This is a genomic window from Peptoniphilus asaccharolyticus DSM 20463 (assembly GCF_900176115.1).
In the GTDB taxonomy this organism is placed as follows: domain Bacteria; phylum Bacillota; class Clostridia; order Tissierellales; family Peptoniphilaceae; genus Peptoniphilus; species Peptoniphilus asaccharolyticus.
Window position 1 is genome coordinate 1 of record NZ_FWWR01000009.1, and the last position, 20,425, is coordinate 20,425.

Consider the following 20,425-nt stretch of genomic DNA (forward strand, 5'->3'; position numbering starts at 1 on the left):
AATCTCAAGGAGAAAACGAGTACACTCTATCTAATAACAATATTATACAGCAAACCTGAATAATATTTAGTCGATAAAGGATTATAGGTTACCTTTAACAACCTAAATACATTATATAAGGAGAAAAATTAACTAAGAAAAAACGTGGATTTTCAACAAAAAAAGAAGCATTAAAATGGGAACAAGAATTCTTAAATCAACATTCTGAATCAATTGAAATGAGCTTTAGGGAGTTTTTTGAACTTTATAAGAGAGATAGAAAACCAAGAATAAGAGAAAATACTTGGAGGACAAAAGAAGCAATTGTAAATCAAAAAATACTTCCCTATATTGGTGATTTAATGCTTAATGAGATAAGTAATGTAACTATCATTCAATGGCAAAATGAGCTTATGAAGATTAAGGATAAGAATGGGAAAAACTACTCTCCTACTTATTTGAGAACTATTCATGCCCAGTTATCTAGTATCTTAAATCATGCTTGTAGGTACTACAATTTAAAAACTAATGTTGCTCGTGATGTTGGATCTATGGGAGAAAAAGAAGCTGATGAAATGCTATTTTGGACTCAAGATGAATATGAAAAATTTATAGAAGCTATTAAAGATAAACCTGAATCATTCTATGCTTTTGAACTTTTATATTGGTGTGGTCTTAGAATGGGAGAATTATTAGCCTTAACAAAAGAGAAATTTGATTTTGAAAGGCATACATTAAAAATTGATGAATCTTTACAAAGGATTGATGGGAAAAATGTAATAACTGCTCCTAAGACTAAAAAAAGTATAAGGACAATAGTTATGCCTGAATTTCTAACTGAAGAGATTAAAGAGTATATAGACAGTTTTTATAAGTTAAAACCAAAAGACTTAATATTTAATTTCTCCAAGAGTTACCTACACCATGAAATGGATAGGGGATCTAAGAAATCTCAAGTAAAAAGAATTAGAATACATGATTTAAGGCATTCTCATGTTTCACTCTTAATTGAACTAGGATTTTCTGCAACTGCAATAGCTGATAGGATTGGACACGAATCGATTGATATAACCTATAGATACGCTCATCTCTTCCCTAGTAAGCAAAAAGAAATGGCTCTGTCTTTAACACAAGTAAGAAATAATAAGGCAAATGACTGGAAAGATTTATTAGAAGAGGATGATAAAGATGTTTAGAAGACATTCATTAGATGAAATTTCTAAAAAAACGAGAAATAAAGACAAAAATAGAAAAAGAAATCGAATTTTAAACTTTAGAGTATCTGAAGAAGAATATGATCTAATAAACAAAAAGATTGAAATCAGTGGACTTAAAAAACAAGATTATTTTCTACAAATGCTATTAAATCACGAAGTTAAGTTAGTAAGTGATTATAGACTTTCTGATAATATAGCCAAGGAAATATTTCAACTAGCAAAAGTTATTAAAAAGTTTGGCAAACTCAATGACGATGAAACTGATATTTTAATCTATATTTTAGAAATATATGAAGAAATCAAAAAAGAAAAAAGCCCCTACTACAAAGAGTAAAGGCATGCACTCCTGTGAGAAGTGTTCTCTAGACAAGTTCATTTTACCACAGGAGTCTTATTTATACCAGACAGGAGGATAAAATGGAGAATAAATATAAAACAATAAAGAGATTAGATGGTTGTAAAAAGAAGAGGAGTAAGGCTTATGACAGATATTAAATTAAAATTCCCAGAAATAGATCAGACTTACGCCTTTTTAGACTTACAAACTACAGATAAGGGGACGGTTAGACAAATTACTGGGAATATTGTAACAGCTATTTTAAATCCCAAATATTGTCAAAATCAAAAAATCATTGATGGACAAATATTCTTTGATAAATTTACCAATGAAATAAAATTCCAGGGGAAAATTATCGGAGAAAGAAATATAAAGGAAAATCAAATAAGACTTTGGGATGATTCTTTGAACAATAGATTAGGCTTAGAGATAGAAAAACATTTTGGAATTAATTATAACGCAAACAAAATGTGGGAAGCTATTCGTTTTGTAGCTCATCAATATGAAGTGAGTCCGCCAAAGCAATATCTTCAAAATTTAAAATGGAATGGAGATAAAAATGCCATTAGAAAACTTTTACCAAAGTATTTGGGAGCGGATGATACAGAGCTTAACAATTGGATAATGGAACATATGATATTGGGCATGATAAAAAGAATTTTTAATCCAGGAGCTAAGTTTGATGAGATGATTGTTTTAGTTGGTGGGCAAGGTATAGGCAAATCGACTTTTGCAAGATACTTGTCCATAACAGATGATTGGTTTTGCACAATAGAAAACATTCAAGGCAAGGATGCTGTAATGAACCTTATGGGTAAAACTGTTGTTGAAATCGAAGAATTTGTTGCTTTAAGAAATGCAAAATCGGCTAATGAAGCTAAATCTTTTTTATCAGACGAATTGTCAAATCAAATGCAACACCTATGGTAAGAGACCAAAAAGTTCTTCTTTAGGTGTTTTATATTTTATACATTTTCTAGGTCTATTATTCATTAAACTTAAGTTATAATTTAATTCATCAATATTCACTTCTGATAAATCCATACCCTTAGGATAAAACTCCCTCAAAAGTCCGTTACTATTTTCATTTGTACCTTTTTGCCATGCACAATAGGGATCACAAAAATAAGTTTTGCATCCTAATTCTTTTTCTATTTTCTCAAATTCTGAAAATTCTTTACCTCTATCAAAGGTTATTGTTTTTACTAATTCTTTTGGATAATCTTTTAATGCATTTATTATTGCTGGTGTTACGCTTTCCGACTTTCTATTTTCAACTAGGATTGCTATATAATATCTAGATTTTCTTTCTGCTAAAGTTACGAAACAACATCTACTTTTCCTTTTATGATCTAATCTGCCTGATTCCACTGTATCTGCTTCCCAGTGGCCTAATTCTTGCCTTCTGTATATCTCTTTAGGTCTTTTCTTAATTGTTCTACCTTTATCATTGAATTTTCCTCTTTTTTCTGCTGGCCTTTTAAATTTAGCTTTTCTTCTCAAATTTTTCATACTAGTTTTTGGCAGCTTTTTGGCGTGTATCATTCTATATATCGTTGATGTAGATGGTAATTCATGAATCTCATTTGTGTTTCTATTTGATATTTGTTCAGGGGACCAATGTTCGTTAATCTTTACAGTTAAATAATCAATAACATCTTTAGAAAATTTACTTTTTCTATGGCAGTCTTTTCTTCTATCAATATATTTATCATTTGCCTTTATCGGAAAGTACTTAGTGTAACTTCCCCTACTAACTTTTATCTTAGATGAATTTCTTTTAATTTCTCTAGATATTGTACTAGGTGACCTTTTAAGTGCTTGTGCAATTTTCCTTATACTCATTCCTAAATTTAAAAATTGGTAAATACAAGATCTTTCTTCTATGGTAAGATGGTTATAGCTCATAGTTAATCACTCCTTTTAATATGTTTTGTTTGGTCACTTACATATTAACACAGCTGATTAGCTATGAGTTTATTTATGTTGCACTTGTTATGATAAATTATCATCAAAATTAAGCGATAGGATAAGGATACCCTACGAAAAATATGCAACAGACGTGCCAAGAACTTGCATCTTTATAGGGACATTAAACGAAAGAACTTTTCTTAATGATCATACTGGAGAAAGAAGATATTTGCCTGTGGAATGCAACCCAAATAAAAGAGTAAGGACTATATATCCAGATAAAAATAATAAAGAAAAAATTTCAGATAAAGAATATATAGCTCGTATAAGAGAAGATTTTAATCAGGCTCTAGCCTTAGGGTATGAAATCTTTAAAAACAAGACTCACGCATGGACTATACCAAAAAATCTTTTAAAAGACTTGTATAAGGAACAAGAAAAATTCAAATATCTAAACCCAGATGTGGAAGACATTAGATATTTCTTAGAAGAATATAAGCCAAAAAGTGCAGATCCAAATATAACTTGTTTCAAAGAACTAACCATGCAAGGCTACCAAATAAAATCAAAATCTTTTTCAGAGATTATGGATAATTATTTTCAAGAATGGATTCCAGTTAGGTCATCAAAGACCAAGAGAATATCACCAAGTGGAGTCTCAATTCCAGTAAAACTATACTATGAAAAGAAAAAAGAAAATGAAACTGACTTTATAGAAGTTGATAAGAAGTTTTTGCCAGAAGAATGGCAAAAAGAAAAACAATTAGAAATAGATACAGCAAATCAAGTAAAGATACAAATGTAACTTTGTAACCTGTAACCAATCGTTATAAATCTTCTTAAATTAGGATTACATAAATTAATGGCTTGATAATATGGGGTTGACACAGACTCTTAAAACAAGCTCGCCTAATTTTGGAAGTTTTTATTTTGTAAGTTACAGTTACACTTATTAGTTCCTATTTGAAAAATTATGGAAAATCAAATTAATGACTTGTTATTAATAGCAAGCACAGTAAGTGAGTACCCACTTACGAAAAAATCAAAAAATCAATAGCTTTTAAGGCTATATAATTTTATTATTTTTACCTTGTTAGGGAGAACCCTAAGACCCCAAAAGATAAGTGCTAAGGAGAAAAGTATGGATAATAGAAAAAGAAATAATCAACTTAAAATATATTTAACAGATGAAGAAAAAGAAATTTTTGAAAAGAAAATGAAACTTGCAAATTGCAAAACCATGTCCCATTTTTTAAGAAAATGTGTATTAGAAAAAGAAATTTATATTGTAGACCTAGAACCATTTAGAGATCTCCAATGGTCACTTTCAAATGTAACAAATAATATAAACCAGATTGCAAAAGCTACTAATACAACGGGAGTAATTTATAAGAAAGATATTGACTATATGAGAGAAAAAATAGAGAAATTGTCAAAAAAAATATGGGATATACATTCCCTGTTATTAAGAAAATAATTATTTAATTAGTTCGAGATAAGAGAATAAAAGCCTGTTAAAAGAATGGTTTTAATGGTATAATTAAGACAATATAGATAAATATAGGGAGTTGTTTCGAATATCTCATGTTGAAATTTAGTTATAAAAAATTGTTTAAAAAACTTATAGACTTAGAAATGAAAAGTACTGAACTTATGGACAAAGCACAAATAAGTAAAAGTACATTTTATAAAATAAAAAATGGACAAAATGTTACTACAGATGTGCTCTTAAGAATTTGTAATACATTGAATTGTGATATATCAGATATTGTTGAATGTGAAAAAACTAGCACAGAAAATCATTAGTTAAAATGTAAGGAGAATAATTTGGGAAATTCAATTTTAAATAAAGCAAAATACAGTAAAAGCAATACCGATGAATGGTATACAACTTATGAAACTGTAGAAAAAGAATTGTCTAATTATATGCCTCAATTTAAAAATAAAATTGTATTATGCAATTGTGATGATCCTTATGAATCTTCATTCTCAAAATATTTTTTGAATAATTTTAATAAGCTAGAGCTTAAAAAACTTATTTGCATATCTTATGGAAAATCAAAAATGCATTCGTCGGATTGTGATAGAGGCTTGGTGTTAGAAATAGACCATTTACCAGATTCATTATATGGTGAAGAAATAGAGCCATATATAAAAGAGAACAATTTTGTAAAAAAATTACTTGGAGATGGTGATTTTAGAAGTGAGGAATCTATTAAATACCTAATTGAATCCGATATTGTGGTTACAAATCCACCTTTTTCTAAATTTATTGAGTTATTTTCTTTAATATCTCAATATAATAAAAAATATTTGTTAATAAGCAATCAAAACGCTATCACATATAAAGAGATATTCCCCTATATAAAAATGAATCAAGCTAAAATTGGGTATCATTTTGGAGATATACAGTTTAAAGTTCCTGCTGATACCGAGCCTAGAAAAACAAGATTTTGGATTGATGAATCAGGTCAAAAATGGAGAAGTATAGGAAATGCTATGTGGTTAACCAATTTAGATATAAATAAAAATATTAACCAACTAATTTTAAAACATAAATATGTTGAGGGTAAGTATCCTAAGTATGATAACTTTGATGCAATTCACATTTCAAAAGTTTCAGAAATTCCATATGATTATGATGGAATAATGGGTGTGCCTATTACTTTTTTAAAATATTATGATGAAAAATCTTATGAGATAATAGGAGAAGCCAATCATGGATCAGATAATGAGTTTGATTTATTTAAACCAATTATTAATGGCAAAGAAACTTTTAAGAGAATACTGATTAGAAAACGAAAGAGAGAATCTTATGAAATTTAGAATATTAGATTTATTCTGTGGTGCTGGGGGCATGTCTTATGGAATGCATAAAAATAGTAACTTTACCACGAAAATAGCATTAGATGTAAATGACAAATTAGCACAAACTTTTATTAAAAATATGCCTGAAGCTAAAGTGATAATAGGTGATATTAGAGACAAAAAAATTCAAGATAATATAGTTGATTTATCTATAAAAAATAAAGTTAATATGATTATAGGCGGACCTCCTTGTCAAGGATTTTCTTTAAAAGGCAAGAAACTTGGCTTAAAGGATCCTAGAAATTTTCTGTTTATAGAATACCTTCACATAGTAGAAAGAATAAATCCTGAAGTATTTGTCATTGAAAATGTCAAAAATTTATTAGCTACTTCCAATGGATGGTTTAAAGAGCAAATTATAAAAGAAATTAAAAATTTAGGATATAAAGTTAGTTATGGAATCGTAAAGGCAAGTGATTATGGGGTTCCTCAAAATAGAGAAAGAGCCATCTTTATATGCAGTAAGAGTAGTAAAATTGAGTTGCCAGAACCTTCGGTAATTAAACCTGTTACTGTTAGGGAAGCTATTGGTGACTTATCTTTTTTAAACTCTAATGAGGGAGATTTTGAACAAGATTATAAAATCAATCCGAATTCAGAGTATCAACAGAATATGAGACATGGATCTAAAAAATTATATAATCATAAAGCGTCAAATCATTCTGATGTAGCTATTAAAAAGTTAAGTATGATTCCACCTGAAAAAGGTAAAGAGTATTTGCCTGATCACTTATTAGGGAATCAAAAATTTAATTCTACATGGGGACGTTTAAAATGGGATGAACCATCTCCAACAATTGATACAAGGTTCGATGCAGCATCAAATGGAACTAATAATCATCCTTACCTCAATAGGTCAATAACTCCAAGAGAAGCTGCTAGGATACAATCGTTTGATGATAATTTTATTTTTTATGGTAATAAGGTTGACATAAGAACTCAGATAGGTAATGCAGTTCCACCATTATTAGCAAAAGCTATAGCTGATCAAATATATAATGCATTTACGAATAAAGAAAGTGAGGAAATTTAAATGAATAATCAAATGGCTTATTTAATAGGAATGATATTAGGCAATGGAGAAATACAGAGAAATAAAAGAGATACAACAATAACTATAGAAATTCCTCATAAAAATTTAAAAGATGACGATGGATTAGAGGTATCGGTCTATGTTAAAAGTAGCTTGGCTGATATTAGGAATGTTATAGAGCCTTTGATAGGTCACTCAATTCCTATAACACAAACAAAAAGAGCTACAAAAATTTCTTTTACAAAATCAAATGAAGATTATACAATGAGAGAAATTTTAAGGTTTATAGGAAATGGTGTCCATCATTCTACTATGACAATGAATGATGATTTGTTTAATATAACTACTGATGAGAAAAAAGAATTATTACGAGGAGTAGCTGATGTTACTGGTTATATAAGAAGAAGTAATATGGCTTACGGTAAAGAGGGACAGCATAGAGTTTATATTGAAATACCTGGGAATTGGCAATTTGTCATTGATATTGCAAATATGCTGAAAACATTAGATATACCAATACAAACAATAGATTTTGGTCATCCGAATTTTAGAGATTCACACTTAAAAAAATATAATGAAGGAAAACCAAATTATTGGAAAAAAGAACATCAAGTAAAAATATGGGCAAATGAATTTCTACCAATCGGATTTAACATTGTTCATAAGCAAAGAGCCTTAGAAAAATATGCGGAAGAATTGTTAGAATATATGGATGAAAATAAAACACATAAATTTTATTGGGAAAAACCAGTAAGAATAAGAAAAAAAGAAAAACATCCTATGGAAAATGATGCTAGTCTGCCTTTAAAAATACGTGGAAAACATTATGATTCTTGGACAGATTTAGCAAAGGATTTAGGGTATGCTGAATAAAAATGTTAAACTTGAGATTCAGTTGTATAACCCTATGTGTAAATGGCTAGAAATATATCTAAATGATAAATATAAGAATAAGAAATGTTCTGTTATTATTGAAGATAGCCATTCTGTAGACTTGGATTCTGTTTTATATAAATATGATGTACTGAAATATTATCCTCAAGTAGTAGGGTTAAATATACAGATAGATGTTTTGGGAATAGTTAAATGGAATGATAAAGCAGAAATTTATTTTATCGAAGCTAAGAAAACAGCATTAAATTTACATGATTTAGGTCAACTACTTGTATATTGTAAATTATGTGATCCAGAAGAAGCTTATTTACTATCATCTAGTGGTTTAGGTAGCTTGAACAAGATATTAAATAATCTAAATAGAGAAGATCTACTTGATTATGGAAGTGGTAGGAGAATTAAAAAAATTAAAGTTGCAAGGTGGGACATTACTAAAAATGGTATAGATAACCATTCTATTGTACCTAAAATTTAGAAATTATTATTTTGAAAAAGAGGTAATAGTATTATGTTTAATAATGGTTGTGAATGGATAAGATGTGATTTCCATCTCCATACAAGAAAAGATAAAGAGTTTAAATATACAGGCAAAGATAATTCATTTATTAACGAATACGTAAATAAACTTGAAAATGAGAATATATCAATTGGAGTAATAACCAATCACAATAAATTTGACTTACAAGAATATAAGGCTTTAAAAAAATCTGCAAATAAAAAAGATATTTTTATATTACCAGGAGTGGAGTTATCAGTAAAAGACGGTAAAAATGGAGTACACACACTTATAGTTTTCAATCCAGAAGACTGGATTATAAATGGAGAAAATCATATTGAAAGTTTTTTGACCTCTGCTTTTCAAGGAATTAATAATCGTGAAAATGAAAATACATGTTGTAATTTTGATTTAAATACATTACTCGTTGAACTAGAAAAGCTCAACAAAGATTATTTTATAGTATTTGCACACATTGAACAAAGGAGCGGACTTCTTGAAGAATGCGGTGGTGGTATATTAACTTCTTTAGCTCAAAACTATGAATTTAAAAAAAGAGTACTTGGATTACAAAAACTTAGAACTTTAGATAATGTTGAAAAAATAAAAAACTGGTTCGGTTATGAAATTGCATTTGTAGAAGGATCGGATCCTAAAAAAATTGATGAAATTGGAAAAGGGAAATCATGTTATGTGAAGATTGGAGAATATTCTTTTAATTCTCTAAAATTTGCTCTTCAAGATTATAAAAATAGAATATCTAGCAAAGAAATAAAGATAAATCACGGTTATATAAATTCAATAGCATTTAAAGGTGGCAAACTAGATTCAGTAAGAATTCCTTTTTCAAATGGATTGAATACATTAATTGGTATTAGAGGAAGTGGGAAATCTTCTATTTTGGAATCAATAAGGTATGCACTGGATTTGGATGCTAACATTGATAAAGATTATAAAGAGAATCTAGTTAAGAATACTTTAGGATCTGGAGGAGAAATATCTTTAGATCTTATTGATAAGTTTGGAAAACATTATGAAGTAAGAAGGTTAATGAACGAGCAATCATCTATTCTAGATGATAATGGAAATGAAGTTGGGATTTTCATTAATTCTGTAATCAATAATCCGTTATATTTTGGTCAAAAAGATTTATCTTTCACTCAAAGTGGGTATGCATTTGACTTATTGCAAAAACTAGTTGGGAAAAAGATAAAGAATCAACTGGGCTCAGTAGACAATTATGTTCTTAAATTAGATGATTCAATTAGAAAACTACTTCAACTGTCATCAATTCCAGAAAAGATAGAGGAGCTAAATATAACAAAGCAAGACTTAGAACACAAACTTAAAATTTTTCAAGAAAAAGGTATTGCAGAAAAATTAAAGAAACAAACATCTTACAATAAAGACTACAATAAAATTGATCATTTAGTAAAACAGGTTAATGAGGTATACTTGAATATTCAAGAAGTACATTATGGGATTGATAGGAATATATTTATATTATCTGATTATAAAAGCGAATTTAATAATAATTTATTTGTAAGTATAAAAGATATTTTAAAAAAAATATTAGATGCAATCGATAAAATTTCGGATGAAATCGAAGTTATCTCTAAAAATGAAAACTCTCTCAAATTATATAAAGAACAATTTGATCAAGAAATTAAGTCATTAAAGGAGGAGTTTGCCTCTATTAAGCGAGATATACAAGATGAAACTCTCGATCCAGATAGTTATGTTAAATATACATCTGAAATAGATAAGTTAAAACAAGAAATAGATGAATTAAATAGTAAAAATAATTCAAGAGAATCATTAATTTTGGAAATAAAGAAATCAATTAGAGAAAGAAATGAAGTTCTTCTTAGTATTTTTAATAAATATGAAGAAGAAATTAAAAAAATTAATGATAGCCAAAATGAACTTAAAATTAAAATCAAATTTAAGGGTAATAAAGATAAGTTTAAAAATGATATTAAAGATAAGTTTCGTGGGACTGGTATCACAGAAGCTAAAGCCAAAGCTATAGCTGATGAATTTTCTGATTTTGTATCAATCGTAAGTGATTGTATTATATATGACGCAAAAAAATTAAGCTCTATACTTACAGATAACGAGATTTCAAAAATACGTGATAAAATTAATGATAATTATTCTGAACTTATAGGAGAAGTTTGCGCAGACTTAGTAGAAATATACTATCACGATAAGTTGCTAGAACAACATTCTATTGGACAAAGAGCATCTGCGCTAATCTTATTTGTTTTGACACAAGAGGATAATGATTTAATTATAATTGATCAACCAGAAGATGATTTGGATAATCAGATTATTTATGATGAGGTTATTAGCACAATTAAGAGGAAGAAAAGTGATATACAATTTATATTTGCTACACATAATGCAAACATCCCTGTTTTGGGAGATGCAGAGTGTGTGATTTCTACCCAGTATGATGAAAAAATAATTGCTGATATTGGAAATATTGATTGTAAAAATACTCATAAAAAAATTGTTGATATAATGGAAGGTGGAAGTGAAGCTTTTGAGAAACGTAAGTTAATATATACTAATTGGAATTATAATTCTAAGTCATAGTGCAATATATCTTATTATCTGAAGGCATCCAATCTGGTACTGGGACTGGGACGGGACTAAAAATCTGAAAACGTCCTATAATTAGATGGATTGAGTGATACTACAAAAAATAGAATCTAGTATTTTGAATGGTTTGGGATATACTGTACGTTTGGAAAAGAAGAATGGGAATAGTAGCAAAAAAATTAAAAGCCTTGTAAATTCAACGGTTACAGAAGATGAAAAACTGTAACTGGGATTAAATGGGAACATTTAATAGGCTGTAAAATTAAATGCGACACTAGTATAAAATAAAAACCCATAACAAAATCAATTCATGTAAAATGTAATTACCACAAAAACATAGACATGAAGGAGATTGTTATGAGTCATAAATATATTACCATGGATTGTAGAAATAAAATATAAGTTTTAAATAATGAAGGTTACTCAGCAAGAAAAATAGCAAAAATATTAGGTTATCATCATTCATCAATTAGTAGAGAGCTAAAAAGATGTAAAGACAAATACGATGCAAAAAAGGCTGATCTTGATTATTCTATTAATTCTAAAAACAAAGGTAGAAAGTCAAAACTTACTGAAGAGTTAAAACAATTTATCAAAGAAAAGCTAAAAGCCACCTGGTCTCCCAAACAAATAGTAGGCAGATGTTTTAAAGATGAATTAAGCTTTAAAACAATCTATAATTGGCTATATAAAGGGCTTTTAGATATATCAGTTAAAGTTTTAAGAAGAAAAGTAAAATCTTTAAACTCTAGAGAAACAAGAGGTAAATTTAATATAGGAACATCTATTTCTAAAAGACCCAAAGTTGTAAAAAAACGCGTAGAATTTGGTCATTGGGAGCTTGATACAGTAGTATCATCTAGAGGTAAAAGTAAAGGATGCTTAGCGACATTTGCAGAAATGAAGACTCGTGTATATTTTGCAATAAAAATGCCTGATCGCAGTAAAAAATCTATGTTAGATGCTATACACACTTTAACAAAAAAATTACCACAAGGAGCATTCAAGACATTTACTTCAGATAAAGGTAAAGAATTTGCTTGTTATGAAGATATAGAAAGTGAATTAAATATAGACATTTATTTCGCAGATCCATATAGTGCTTGGCAAAGGGAAACTAACGAAAATAGCAATGGTTTACTTAGAGAGTTTTTTCCTAAGAAAACTGACTTAGCTAAAATTGAAGAGGAAGATTTAATAGATGCTATTTATAAAATAAACTCTAGACCGAGAAAATGCCTAGAGTTTGATACACCATTTGAACGTTTTATACATGAATTAAATTTATTAAGCTAAGTGTCGCAATAATTATTGCAAATCAACATTTAGACAAAAGAATTAATAGTAAGCTGGAGCAAGTTGAAAGTTTAAATGCTCTGGCTACAAAAGCTACATCGACCTTATCAGATATGCCTAAGAGTCCTAACAGAGGAACATCTAAACTTGAGGATACTATTGTTAAGATTGTAGATCTCCAAGAAGGGATTAATAGGGATATAGATAAACTTGTAGATTTGAAAGCAGAGATGGTTGGAACAATTAAACAAATTCAAAATAAAGAACTTCAAGTTATCCTTGAAAAAAGATATCTTTGCTTTGAGACTTGGGAGAAGATAGCAGTTGATATGAATTATGATATTAGACATATTCATAGACTTCACAATCTTGGGTTAAAAGAAACTTCAAAGCTAATCAAATCATGTCATGAAATGTCACTATGGAGTAGTAGTATTATTAAAATAGCAAAAGAATAATTTAAAGAGCCTTGGAGATTTAATCTTCGAGGCTTTTAATATTTAGAGGTGTTTAAATGCCAAGAAAACCTAAGAGACCATGTTCACATCCAGGTTGTCCTGAATTAGTTGATGAACGATTCTGTAAGAAACATGAAAAATAATACAATAAGAACTACGAAAAATATAAACGAGATCCTAACACTCATAAGCGTTATGGAAAAGCATGGAGAGTTATAAGAAAAAGATATGTAGCAGAGCATCCGCTTTGTGAGATGTGTTTAAAAGAAAATAGAATGACAAAGGTAGAGGAAGTACATCACATACTTCCTCTTTCTCGTGGTGGAACTAACGACGAAGATAATCTGATGAGTCTTTGTAAATCTTATCACTCAAAGATTCATGCAGAGTGTGGAGATAGGTTTAATAATAAAAACGAGAGATAGTAACCTCTATCCCTCGCTTAGTGAAATTAATAGCTAAGAGTCCCACAGTTGTGGTTACCCCACCCTTCTTTGATAGCTTTTCCAACAAGAAAATTAATATCAGCGATGGATGGAATTCTAGCTTGGCCTCTTGCAGCTTGAAGAGTACCATCTGGGCGTTTCCAAATAAATCTGTATCCGTTTTCTTCGTTTCCATCTCCATACTCATATCGAACATATTGGAAACAAAGATTCCAATTATCGGCTTCACCAATTTGTGCTTCATTTAATACGACTACTCTTGTTTGATTCATATATAGACCTCCTACAAGTAACTAATAAGTATCTGATAAGTAAATCATCAGATATATTTGTAAAATCGTCAATAGTAATTTTTGTGATTAATTTTCAGAGGAGAGGTAGGGGGAGTCTTAATCTCTACGACTGATTTCCCTACCAACGGTGCCACCCTCTCACGCACAAAAAAACGGCTTCAAAGGCCTTATTAATGACCTAACCCAAATTGTTGGTAGGTCAGATGTCGCTTTGTTTCAAATCTTTGATTTGTCAAAAAGCGACTAAAGAAGATGATAAATTAGGAGGTGATACTATCGCTAAAGACGGAACATACAGAGGTGGAAGAAGAGTAAAAGCAGGAGGAAAACCACAACCTGCTGCTGAAAAAATAGAAAAAGGTAAAAAAGTAGAAATACTAATGAATGAAATTCCAACATTTACCCCAGAAGAAATAGATGCAGTTGACTTACCAGACGGAGCAGTTCTTGATGGAACAGATATGCCAACACCAAGTGATTATCTATCAGCAAAGCAAAAGAATGGAATACCACTAGGTGCTGATGAAATATATAAAGAGACTTGGAGTTGGTTAAAACAGAGGAACTGTGAAAACTTAGTAAATCCAAGATTATTAGAATCATACTCTCAGGCTTTTGCAAGATACATTCAATGTGAAGAAGCAATAAGTCAATTTGGACTATTAGGCAAGCATCCTACTACGGGAGGAGTTATTGCATCTCCATTTGTACAGATGTCTAGTCAGTTTCAAAAGACAGCCAACCTTTTATGGTACGAGATTTACGACATAGTTAAAGAAAACTGCACTGAAGTTTATGAAGACTACGGAGAAGATATGATGGAAAAATTACTAAGACAAAGGAGGTAATTGTATTGCACCCTTCCGATGAAACAAGACGAAATCAGAGATTTCTTTGTTTATATCGTTGGGCACGAGTACATTTTCATTATTTAAAGAAAGAGAGGAAGAAAATGTTTGAAAAAGTAAATCCAAAGCATCCAGATAAAATAGCAGATTGCATAGCTGGTGCAATTGTAGATTTAGCATATAAAGAAAAGGACAATCCTAAAATAGCAGTTGAAGTATTGCTAGGGCATGGAAATTGCCATGTCATTATTGAAACGGATTGTAATCTAAATAAAAAAGAAATTGAAACAGTAATTAAGAGAATAGCAGGAAATGTCATATCAGATATAAAAATTGTAGAACAGGATATCCACCTTTCTGAGAATCAAAAAGAAAAGATAAGATGTGGTGACAATGGAATCTTTAAGGGAGTACCTACATCTGAAGAAGAAAAGAAACTATCTTTAATTGCTCGTGAAATCTATTCTAATTATCCTTATGATGGTAAATACATTCTTGATGGAGATAAACTCATCATCTGCCAGTCAAATGTATCTACAGAAATCTTAAAATCAATTTATCCAAGAGCAATTGTAAATCCATTGGGGGATTGGACTGGGGGATACAATGTTGATACTGGAGCGACTAATAGAAAACTCGGCTCTGACATGGGAAGAGCAGTAACTGGTGGAGGTCTTCATGGTAAAGATATATCCAAGGCTGATGTATCGATTAATATTTATGCCCACCTAAAGGCACAAGAGGAAAATAGAGAGATTGAATTATCCTGTGCAATCGGAGATGAAACTGTTGATGGTAGACCATATTCTGAAATTGTAGAAATTGCTAGAAACTACATTAACTCTATTGGTGGTTTTGAGGAATTTGCTAAGTGGGGGCTTATATGATTACAACCAAAGAAATGAAATTAGTTGATATTGAAAAACTTGTACCCTATGTAAATAATGCAAGAACTCACTCACAAGACCAGATTAATAAACTACGATCATCAATTCGAGAGTTTGGTTTTATAAATCCTGTAATTATTGATAAAGACTACGGAGTTATTGCAGGTCATGGAAGAATTATGGCAGCGAAGGAAGAAGGTATAAAAGAAGTACCTTGTGTCTTTGCAGACCATCTATATCACAATGGGAAAAACAATTAACGAATTTTATGGAACTAGCCTTTCTGAAGATTTAAGGATAGTAAGTTTAAAGTACAACAAGTTAGGAAGACTTCCAATTATAAGGCTTGAGATTGGAGCGAAATGGTTTGATGACTTTATAGACAATATTCAAAAGAATAAGAAAAGAGGAGTGAGATAAATGACAAACCAAGAATCGAAAAGGCAATGCTTTTTAGAGGCCACCAAAAGAATTAATGAAAAAAGAGATCAAGCACTTTTAGGAATTGCCAAGAAACATTCCTATGCAATAGAAGAAAGAGGAGATTTAGAAAAAAGAAACAATGATTCAGAAGACTTTTTAGAAGTTTCAGTATGGTCATTAAAAGAAATGTTAAAAGAGGCCTATGAATTAGGAAAACGAAATAATTAGAAATCAAGAAATTGAGCGAAGGCTCTTTTTCTCGTAGTGAACTAGCTAACAGCTAGTATTTTTTATGCCTATTTTAAAAGGAAGGAGGTCAAATGAAATATAAACCAAGTAAATTTATGCTTGAAAGTTCACGATATGATAAAAACAAAGCTGACTATGCTGTCACTTTTATAGAATGTCTGAAACACACAAAAGGTAGATGGGCAGGTAAAGACTTCAAGCTTATTGGCTGGCAAGAAGAAATCATTAGAGATTTGTTTGGCATTGTAAAAGAAACTGGATACAGGCAATTTAATACAGCCTATATTGAAATACCAAAGAAGATGGGAAAATCTGAACTTGCTGCTGCCGTAGCACTCCTCCTTACTTGTGGTGATGGAGAAGAAAGAGCAGAAGTTTATGGATGTGCTGCTGATAGACAACAAGCAACTATAGTTTTTGATGTTGCAGCTGATATGGTAAGAATGAGTCCAGCCCTATCTAAAAGAGTAAAGATTTTAGCATCTCAAAAGAGGATGATATATAAGCCGACCAATTCTTTCTATCAAGTTTTATCTGCAGAGGCCTATTCTAAGCATGGATTTAATATTCACGGTGTAGTATTTGACGAACTTCACACTCAGCCAAACAGAAAACTTTTTGATGTTATGACAAAAGGTTCAGGAGATGCAAGAACGCAACCCCTATATTTTCTTATTACAACTGCAGGAACAGATACGAAATCAATCTGCTACGAGACGCATCAAAAGGCAGTGGACATACTTGAAGGAAGAAAAACTGATCCAACTTTTTATCCTGTTATTTATGGAGCTGACAGAGAAGATGATTGGACAGATGAAAAAGTATGGCATAAGGCAAATCCGTCTCTTGGAATTACAGTTCCTATAGAAAAAGTAAGACAAGCTTGTGAATCGGCTAAGCAAAACCCAACTGAAGAAAATGCCTTTAGGCAACTAAGATTAAATCAGTGGGTCAAACAAGCAATCAGGTGGATGCCTATGGAAAAATGGGATTTATGTAATTTTACTGTTAATGAAGAAGAACTAAAAGGCAGAGTTTGTTATGGTGGACTTGACCTATCATCTACAACGGATATTACAGCCTTTGTTTTAGTATTTCCTCCAATAGACGAAGATGATAAATATCAAATATTACCCTACTTTTGGTTGCCAGAAGATAACCTCGACCTAAGAGTAAAAAGAGACCATGTAAACTATGACCTATGGAAAAAACAAGGCTACATTCAAACTACAGAAGGAAATGTAGTTCACTATGGATTTATAGAAAAATTTATAGAAAACTTAGGTGAGATATATAACATTAGAGAAATTGCCTTTGACAGATGGGGAGCAGTCCAGATGGTACAAAACTTAGAAGGCATGGGATTTACAGTTGTTCCTTTTGGTCAAGGATTTAAAGACATGTCTCCGCCAACAAAAGAATTAATGAAACTTACCCTTGAAAGAAAAATAGCCCATGGAGGCCATCCAGTTCTAAGGTGGATGATGGACAATATTTTCATACGAACAGACCCTGCTGGAAATATCAAAGCAGATAAGGAAAAATCCACAGAAAAGATAGATGGAGTTATAGCTACAATTATGGCCCTTGATAGAGCTATAAGATGTGGCAATGATACAAGTGAATCTGTTTATGATGATAGAGGATTGATTGTCTTTTAAAATAACACAAAATAACACAAAATAACACTTGATAACAAAGCGAAAAATGATATAATGAAATAAAGGAGATGAAATTATGAATAATTATGAAAAAACGCTTTTAAATCTAGTGGAAAGAGTATGTTCTTTAGAAGAAGAAGTAAAAAAGTTGAAAGACCTTAAAAATAATGTCGATGATAAGGCTGATGATAAGAGTGGTGAGAAAGATAAGACTAGATATCTTTATAATGGAGCTATTTATCTAAAGAATGCACTGGTATTGCAAGTTGTAAAAGATTATGTACGAAACAATCCTAATTTAAAATATAAAGAACTATTAAAAGCTTTTGATAAGAGTTTACAAGGTTCTTTAGGAGTTATTAGGGCTAAAGAAGATGTTATTGAAAGATACAAAGATCCAGACAAAAGATTTTTCATGAATAATGAAGATATTTTACATTTAGATGATCAAGAATTTGTAATCTGTACTCAATGGGGACGTGACAATATAAATATATTCTTAAAAAGGGCTAAATCTTTAGGATTTGCTATTATTCCCGTTGAAATATAATTGTATAAATAATATCCAGCATATAAATTTTTTGATTAGTTTTAAGAAGGTGGTAATATAAACATACTAAATTTAATATTCAAGTCGAGAGACAAACCTAAAGACGGGGAGAGGATATCTTCATCGTCTTTTTTATTTGGGAGAACAACAGCAGGAAGGAATGTTAACGAATTTACTGCCATGCAGATGACAGCCGTTTATTCCTGTGTAAGAGTTTTAGCTGAAACATTAGCAGGACTTCCTCTTCATCTATATAAAAGAGGAGATTCAAACTCAAAGGAAAAAGCAAAAGACCATGCCATATATTTTCTTTTACACGATGAGCCAAATACTGAAATGACTTCCTTTGTATTTAGGGAAACACTAATGACACATCTTCTACTTTGGGGCAATGCTTATGCTCAGATAATTCGTAATGGGAGAAATGAGGTAATTGGACTTTATCCATTAATGCCAAACAAAATGACTGTTATGAGAAGTGAAGATGGAGAAATCTTTTATAAATACAATTATAAATCAGAAGAAGTTTATCTTTTAAAAGAAGATGTTCTTCATATACCTGGACTTGGTTTTGATGGTCTTATTGGTTACTCGCCAATTACAATGGCCAAGAATGCAATTGGTATGGCTATGGCTTGTGAAGATTATGGTGCATCTTTCTTTCAAAATGGAGCACAACCAGGTGGGGTTTTAGAACATCCAGGCATAATTAAAGATCCAGAGAGAGTAAGGGAGTCATGGAATGCAGCCTTTCAAGGGCCTAAGAACGCCAACAAAGTGGCTGTACTTGAAGAAGGGATGAAATACCAACCGATTGCTATTGCGCCAAGTGAAGCCCAGTTTTTGGAAACAAGAAAGTTTCAGTTAAATGAGATAGCAAGGATATTTAGAATACCACCTCATATGATTGGAGACTTGGAGAAGTCGTCATTTTCAAATATAGAACAGCAGTCACTTGAATTTGTTAAATATACTCTCGATCCTTGGATTGTTCGTTGGGAGCAATCTTTAGAAAGATCACTATTAACAAAGAAAGAAAAGGAATCTTACTTTATTAAATTCAACCTTGATGGACTTCTGAGGGGAGACTATGAATCAAGGATGAATGGATATGCTGTAGGAAGACAAAATGGCTGGATGAGTGCAAATGACATAAGAGAATTAGAAAACCTAGATAGGATATCGGCTGAAGAAGGTGGTGACCTATACCTTGTAAATGGAAATATGCTACCGCTTGATAAGGCAGGTAGTTTTTATCAGCAGAAAGGAGAAGAAATAAATCCTAATGAAGAATAATAAAATATTTTGGAATTGGAAAAAGGATTCAAATGAACTCTATATAGATGGAGTTATTGCAGAAGAGTCTTGGTTTGATGATGAAATCACTCCAAGGCTCTTTTTTGAAGAATTAAAAAACAAAAGTGGAGATATAACTGTGTGGATCAACTCCCCTGGTGGAGACTGTATAGCTGCATCGAGAATTTACACCATGCTTTTAGAGCACAAGGGAAATGTGACCATTAAGATTGATGGGCTTGTAGCATCCGCTGCGTCTGTTATTGCAATGGCAGGAACTGAAGTGTTGATGAGTCCTACTTCATTAATGATGATTCATAATCCTTTAACTGTAGCCATTGGTGACTCAAAAGAAATGCAAAAAGCTATAGACATGTTAAAGGAAGTAAAGGAATCAATCATCAATGCCTATGAGATTAAGACAGGTTTATCCAGAGAAGAGATTTCTAATCTAATGGATGGAGAGACTTGGTTTGATAAGAACAAGGCTATTGAGATGGGCTTTTGTGACGGAACTCTCACTGATAAAAGAAAAGATGAAAAAGTTACGAACATGGTCTTTTCAAGGCGAGCAGTTACAAACTCACTCTTAACAAAGATAAATAAAGAAGTAAAGACTCACTCAATTAGTGAAGTAGAAGAAAGATTAAACAAAATTAAAAACACTTGGAGGTAA

23 protein-coding genes and 3 pseudogenes are annotated in these 20,425 nt (G+C 30.9%); 24 read left to right on the forward strand and 2 right to left on the reverse strand.

The genetic code is table 11. The annotated features are described in order from the left end of the window. Nucleotides 1-119 precede the first annotated feature (119 nt). From B8869_RS00605 to B8869_RS00615, 3 genes and pseudogenes are all read left to right on the forward strand, one after another. Nucleotides 120-1,175 (forward strand): annotated as a pseudogene (locus B8869_RS00605) (site-specific integrase); the annotation flags it as partial. After that, the gene (locus B8869_RS00610; protein WP_084229838.1) at nt 1,168-1,530 is read left to right on the forward strand and encodes a plasmid mobilization protein; all 363 of its coding nucleotides are present in this window, start codon (nt 1,168-1,170) and stop codon (nt 1,528-1,530) included. The pseudogene B8869_RS00605 and the gene B8869_RS00610, both read left to right, overlap by 8 nt. A gap of 117 nt (nt 1,531-1,647) precedes the next feature. Next, nucleotides 1,648-2,451: pseudogene (locus B8869_RS00615) on the forward strand (VapE domain-containing protein); the annotation flags it as partial. A gap of 3 nt (nt 2,452-2,454) precedes the next feature. On the opposite strand, the gene B8869_RS00620 reads toward B8869_RS00615, so the two are convergent. Beyond that, nucleotides 2,455-3,441 carry an IS30 family transposase gene (locus tag B8869_RS00620; RefSeq protein WP_084229742.1) on the reverse strand — a complete coding sequence of 329 codons (987 nt, stop codon included), beginning with the start codon at nt 3,439-3,441 and terminating at the stop codon, nt 2,455-2,457. A gap of 154 nt (nt 3,442-3,595) precedes the next feature. On the opposite strand from B8869_RS00620, the gene B8869_RS00625 reads away from it, so the two are divergent. The 12 genes and pseudogenes from B8869_RS00625 (at nt 3,596) to B8869_RS12570 (ending at nt 13,521) form a co-directional block, all read left to right on the forward strand. Further along, nucleotides 3,596-4,249, forward strand: coding sequence for a virulence-associated E family protein (locus tag B8869_RS00625; RefSeq protein ID WP_234989698.1), 654 nt, complete (start codon nt 3,596-3,598; stop codon nt 4,247-4,249). Nucleotides 4,250-4,585: 336 nt separating this feature from the next. Next, nucleotides 4,586-4,921, forward strand: coding sequence for a plasmid mobilization protein (locus B8869_RS00630; protein WP_084229840.1), 336 nt, complete (start codon nt 4,586-4,588; stop codon nt 4,919-4,921). Between the two features lie 107 nt (nt 4,922-5,028). After that, nucleotides 5,029-5,250, forward strand: a complete 222-nt coding sequence (locus tag B8869_RS00635; RefSeq protein ID WP_084229842.1) for a helix-turn-helix domain-containing protein — start codon at nt 5,029-5,031, stop codon at nt 5,248-5,250. 21 nt (nt 5,251-5,271) lie between these two features. Next, complete coding sequence (locus B8869_RS11645) at nt 5,272-6,270, forward strand: adenine-specific methyltransferase EcoRI family protein (RefSeq protein ID WP_200805931.1); 999 nt, start codon at nt 5,272-5,274, stop codon at nt 6,268-6,270. Continuing rightward, nucleotides 6,260-7,345: a DNA cytosine methyltransferase gene (locus tag B8869_RS11650; RefSeq protein ID WP_200805932.1), complete on the forward strand. Its 1,086-nt coding sequence runs from the start codon at nt 6,260-6,262 to the stop codon at nt 7,343-7,345. Before B8869_RS11645 ends, B8869_RS11650 begins: the two co-directional genes overlap by 11 nt. Next, the gene (locus tag B8869_RS00645) at nt 7,346-8,218 is read left to right on the forward strand and encodes a hypothetical protein (protein WP_084229844.1); all 873 of its coding nucleotides are present in this window, start codon (nt 7,346-7,348) and stop codon (nt 8,216-8,218) included. It begins immediately after the preceding gene. Beyond that, a complete protein-coding gene (locus B8869_RS00650; RefSeq protein ID WP_084229846.1) occupies nt 8,208-8,714 on the forward strand; it encodes a hypothetical protein in 507 nt (168 codons plus the stop codon). The genes B8869_RS00645 and B8869_RS00650 overlap by 11 nt, the downstream gene beginning before the upstream one ends. A 33-nt stretch (nt 8,715-8,747) precedes the next feature. Then, a complete protein-coding gene (locus B8869_RS00655; protein WP_084229848.1) occupies nt 8,748-11,336 on the forward strand; it encodes a TrlF family AAA-like ATPase in 2,589 nt (862 codons plus the stop codon). Between the two features lie 94 nt (nt 11,337-11,430). Further along, nucleotides 11,431-11,568 carry a hypothetical protein gene (locus B8869_RS11655; protein ID WP_200805933.1) on the forward strand — a complete coding sequence of 46 codons (138 nt, stop codon included), beginning with the start codon at nt 11,431-11,433 and terminating at the stop codon, nt 11,566-11,568. Nucleotides 11,569-11,699: 131 nt separating this feature from the next. Next, nucleotides 11,700-12,638, forward strand: a pseudogene (locus B8869_RS00660) (IS30 family transposase). Nucleotides 12,639-12,751: 113 nt separating this feature from the next. Then, nucleotides 12,752-13,096 (forward strand): hypothetical protein, encoded by a 345-nt coding sequence (locus B8869_RS00665; protein WP_234989699.1) that lies wholly within the window; start codon nt 12,752-12,754, stop codon nt 13,094-13,096. A gap of 254 nt (nt 13,097-13,350) precedes the next feature. After that, nucleotides 13,351-13,521, forward strand: a complete 171-nt coding sequence (locus tag B8869_RS12570; protein ID WP_459550381.1) for an HNH endonuclease — start codon at nt 13,351-13,353, stop codon at nt 13,519-13,521. A gap of 26 nt (nt 13,522-13,547) precedes the next feature. Here B8869_RS12570 and B8869_RS00675 read toward each other — a convergent pair whose 3' ends face one another. Continuing rightward, complete coding sequence (locus B8869_RS00675) at nt 13,548-13,814, reverse strand: hypothetical protein (RefSeq protein WP_084229852.1); 267 nt, start codon at nt 13,812-13,814, stop codon at nt 13,548-13,550. A 482-nt stretch (nt 13,815-14,296) separates the two neighbouring features. Between B8869_RS00675 and B8869_RS00680 the strand changes: the two genes are divergently transcribed. From B8869_RS00680 to B8869_RS00720, 9 genes are all read left to right on the forward strand, one after another. Next, nucleotides 14,297-14,683, forward strand: coding sequence for a P27 family phage terminase small subunit (locus tag B8869_RS00680; RefSeq protein WP_459550384.1), 387 nt, complete (start codon nt 14,297-14,299; stop codon nt 14,681-14,683). A 104-nt stretch (nt 14,684-14,787) separates the two neighbouring features. Next, nucleotides 14,788-15,570 carry an S-adenosylmethionine synthetase N-terminal domain-containing protein gene (locus B8869_RS00685; RefSeq protein WP_084229856.1) on the forward strand — a complete coding sequence of 261 codons (783 nt, stop codon included), beginning with the start codon at nt 14,788-14,790 and terminating at the stop codon, nt 15,568-15,570. Beyond that, nucleotides 15,567-15,830: a ParB/Srx family N-terminal domain-containing protein gene (locus B8869_RS00690; RefSeq protein ID WP_234989700.1), complete on the forward strand. Its 264-nt coding sequence runs from the start codon at nt 15,567-15,569 to the stop codon at nt 15,828-15,830. The genes B8869_RS00685 and B8869_RS00690 overlap by 4 nt, the downstream gene beginning before the upstream one ends. After that, a complete protein-coding gene (locus tag B8869_RS00695) occupies nt 15,814-15,990 on the forward strand; it encodes a hypothetical protein (RefSeq protein ID WP_200805934.1) in 177 nt (58 codons plus the stop codon). The genes B8869_RS00690 and B8869_RS00695 overlap by 17 nt, the downstream gene beginning before the upstream one ends. After that, entirely contained in the window at nt 15,991-16,221 is a 231-nt protein-coding gene (locus B8869_RS00700) for a DUF6900 domain-containing protein (protein ID WP_084229858.1), read from the forward strand. Between the two features lie 92 nt (nt 16,222-16,313). After that, nucleotides 16,314-17,903: a terminase large subunit gene (locus B8869_RS00705; RefSeq protein ID WP_084229860.1), complete on the forward strand. Its 1,590-nt coding sequence runs from the start codon at nt 16,314-16,316 to the stop codon at nt 17,901-17,903. Nucleotides 17,904-17,979: 76 nt separating this feature from the next. After that, nucleotides 17,980-18,453, forward strand: a complete 474-nt coding sequence (locus B8869_RS00710; RefSeq protein WP_084229862.1) for a hypothetical protein — start codon at nt 17,980-17,982, stop codon at nt 18,451-18,453. Between the two features lie 180 nt (nt 18,454-18,633). Then, on the forward strand, nt 18,634-19,749 hold the full coding sequence (locus B8869_RS00715) for a phage portal protein (RefSeq protein ID WP_234989701.1): 1,116 nt from the start codon (nt 18,634-18,636) through the stop codon (nt 19,747-19,749). Next, nucleotides 19,739-20,425 carry a head maturation protease, ClpP-related gene (locus tag B8869_RS00720; protein WP_019192395.1) on the forward strand — a complete coding sequence of 229 codons (687 nt, stop codon included), beginning with the start codon at nt 19,739-19,741 and terminating at the stop codon, nt 20,423-20,425. Before B8869_RS00715 ends, B8869_RS00720 begins: the two co-directional genes overlap by 11 nt.

Coding starts and splice junctions, on each gene's coding strand:
- B8869_RS00620 (WP_084229742.1), bottom strand. CDS start 3,441: ATGAGCTATAACCATCTTACCATAGAAGAAAGATCTTGTATTTACCAA.
- B8869_RS00680 (WP_459550384.1), top strand. CDS start 14,297: ATGCCAACACCAAGTGATTATCTATCAGCAAAGCAAAAGAATGGAATA.
- B8869_RS00715 (WP_234989701.1), top strand. CDS start 18,634: ATGCAGATGACAGCCGTTTATTCCTGTGTAAGAGTTTTAGCTGAAACA.
- B8869_RS00675 (WP_084229852.1), bottom strand. CDS start 13,814: ATGAATCAAACAAGAGTAGTCGTATTAAATGAAGCACAAATTGGTGAA.
- B8869_RS00655 (WP_084229848.1), top strand. CDS start 8,748: ATGTTTAATAATGGTTGTGAATGGATAAGATGTGATTTCCATCTCCAT.
- B8869_RS00665 (WP_234989699.1), top strand. CDS start 12,752: ATGCCTAAGAGTCCTAACAGAGGAACATCTAAACTTGAGGATACTATT.
- B8869_RS00690 (WP_234989700.1), top strand. CDS start 15,567: ATGATTACAACCAAAGAAATGAAATTAGTTGATATTGAAAAACTTGTA.
- B8869_RS00700 (WP_084229858.1), top strand. CDS start 15,991: ATGACAAACCAAGAATCGAAAAGGCAATGCTTTTTAGAGGCCACCAAA.
- B8869_RS12570 (WP_459550381.1), top strand. CDS start 13,351: ATGTGTTTAAAAGAAAATAGAATGACAAAGGTAGAGGAAGTACATCAC.
- B8869_RS00650 (WP_084229846.1), top strand. CDS start 8,208: ATGCTGAATAAAAATGTTAAACTTGAGATTCAGTTGTATAACCCTATG.
- B8869_RS00610 (WP_084229838.1), top strand. CDS start 1,168: ATGTTTAGAAGACATTCATTAGATGAAATTTCTAAAAAAACGAGAAAT.
- B8869_RS11650 (WP_200805932.1), top strand. CDS start 6,260: ATGAAATTTAGAATATTAGATTTATTCTGTGGTGCTGGGGGCATGTCT.
- B8869_RS00685 (WP_084229856.1), top strand. CDS start 14,788: ATGTTTGAAAAAGTAAATCCAAAGCATCCAGATAAAATAGCAGATTGC.
- B8869_RS00695 (WP_200805934.1), top strand. CDS start 15,814: ATGGGAAAAACAATTAACGAATTTTATGGAACTAGCCTTTCTGAAGAT.
- B8869_RS00630 (WP_084229840.1), top strand. CDS start 4,586: ATGGATAATAGAAAAAGAAATAATCAACTTAAAATATATTTAACAGAT.
- B8869_RS00720 (WP_019192395.1), top strand. CDS start 19,739: ATGAAGAATAATAAAATATTTTGGAATTGGAAAAAGGATTCAAATGAA.
- B8869_RS00705 (WP_084229860.1), top strand. CDS start 16,314: ATGAAATATAAACCAAGTAAATTTATGCTTGAAAGTTCACGATATGAT.
- B8869_RS00635 (WP_084229842.1), top strand. CDS start 5,029: ATGTTGAAATTTAGTTATAAAAAATTGTTTAAAAAACTTATAGACTTA.
- B8869_RS00645 (WP_084229844.1), top strand. CDS start 7,346: ATGAATAATCAAATGGCTTATTTAATAGGAATGATATTAGGCAATGGA.
- B8869_RS00710 (WP_084229862.1), top strand. CDS start 17,980: ATGAATAATTATGAAAAAACGCTTTTAAATCTAGTGGAAAGAGTATGT.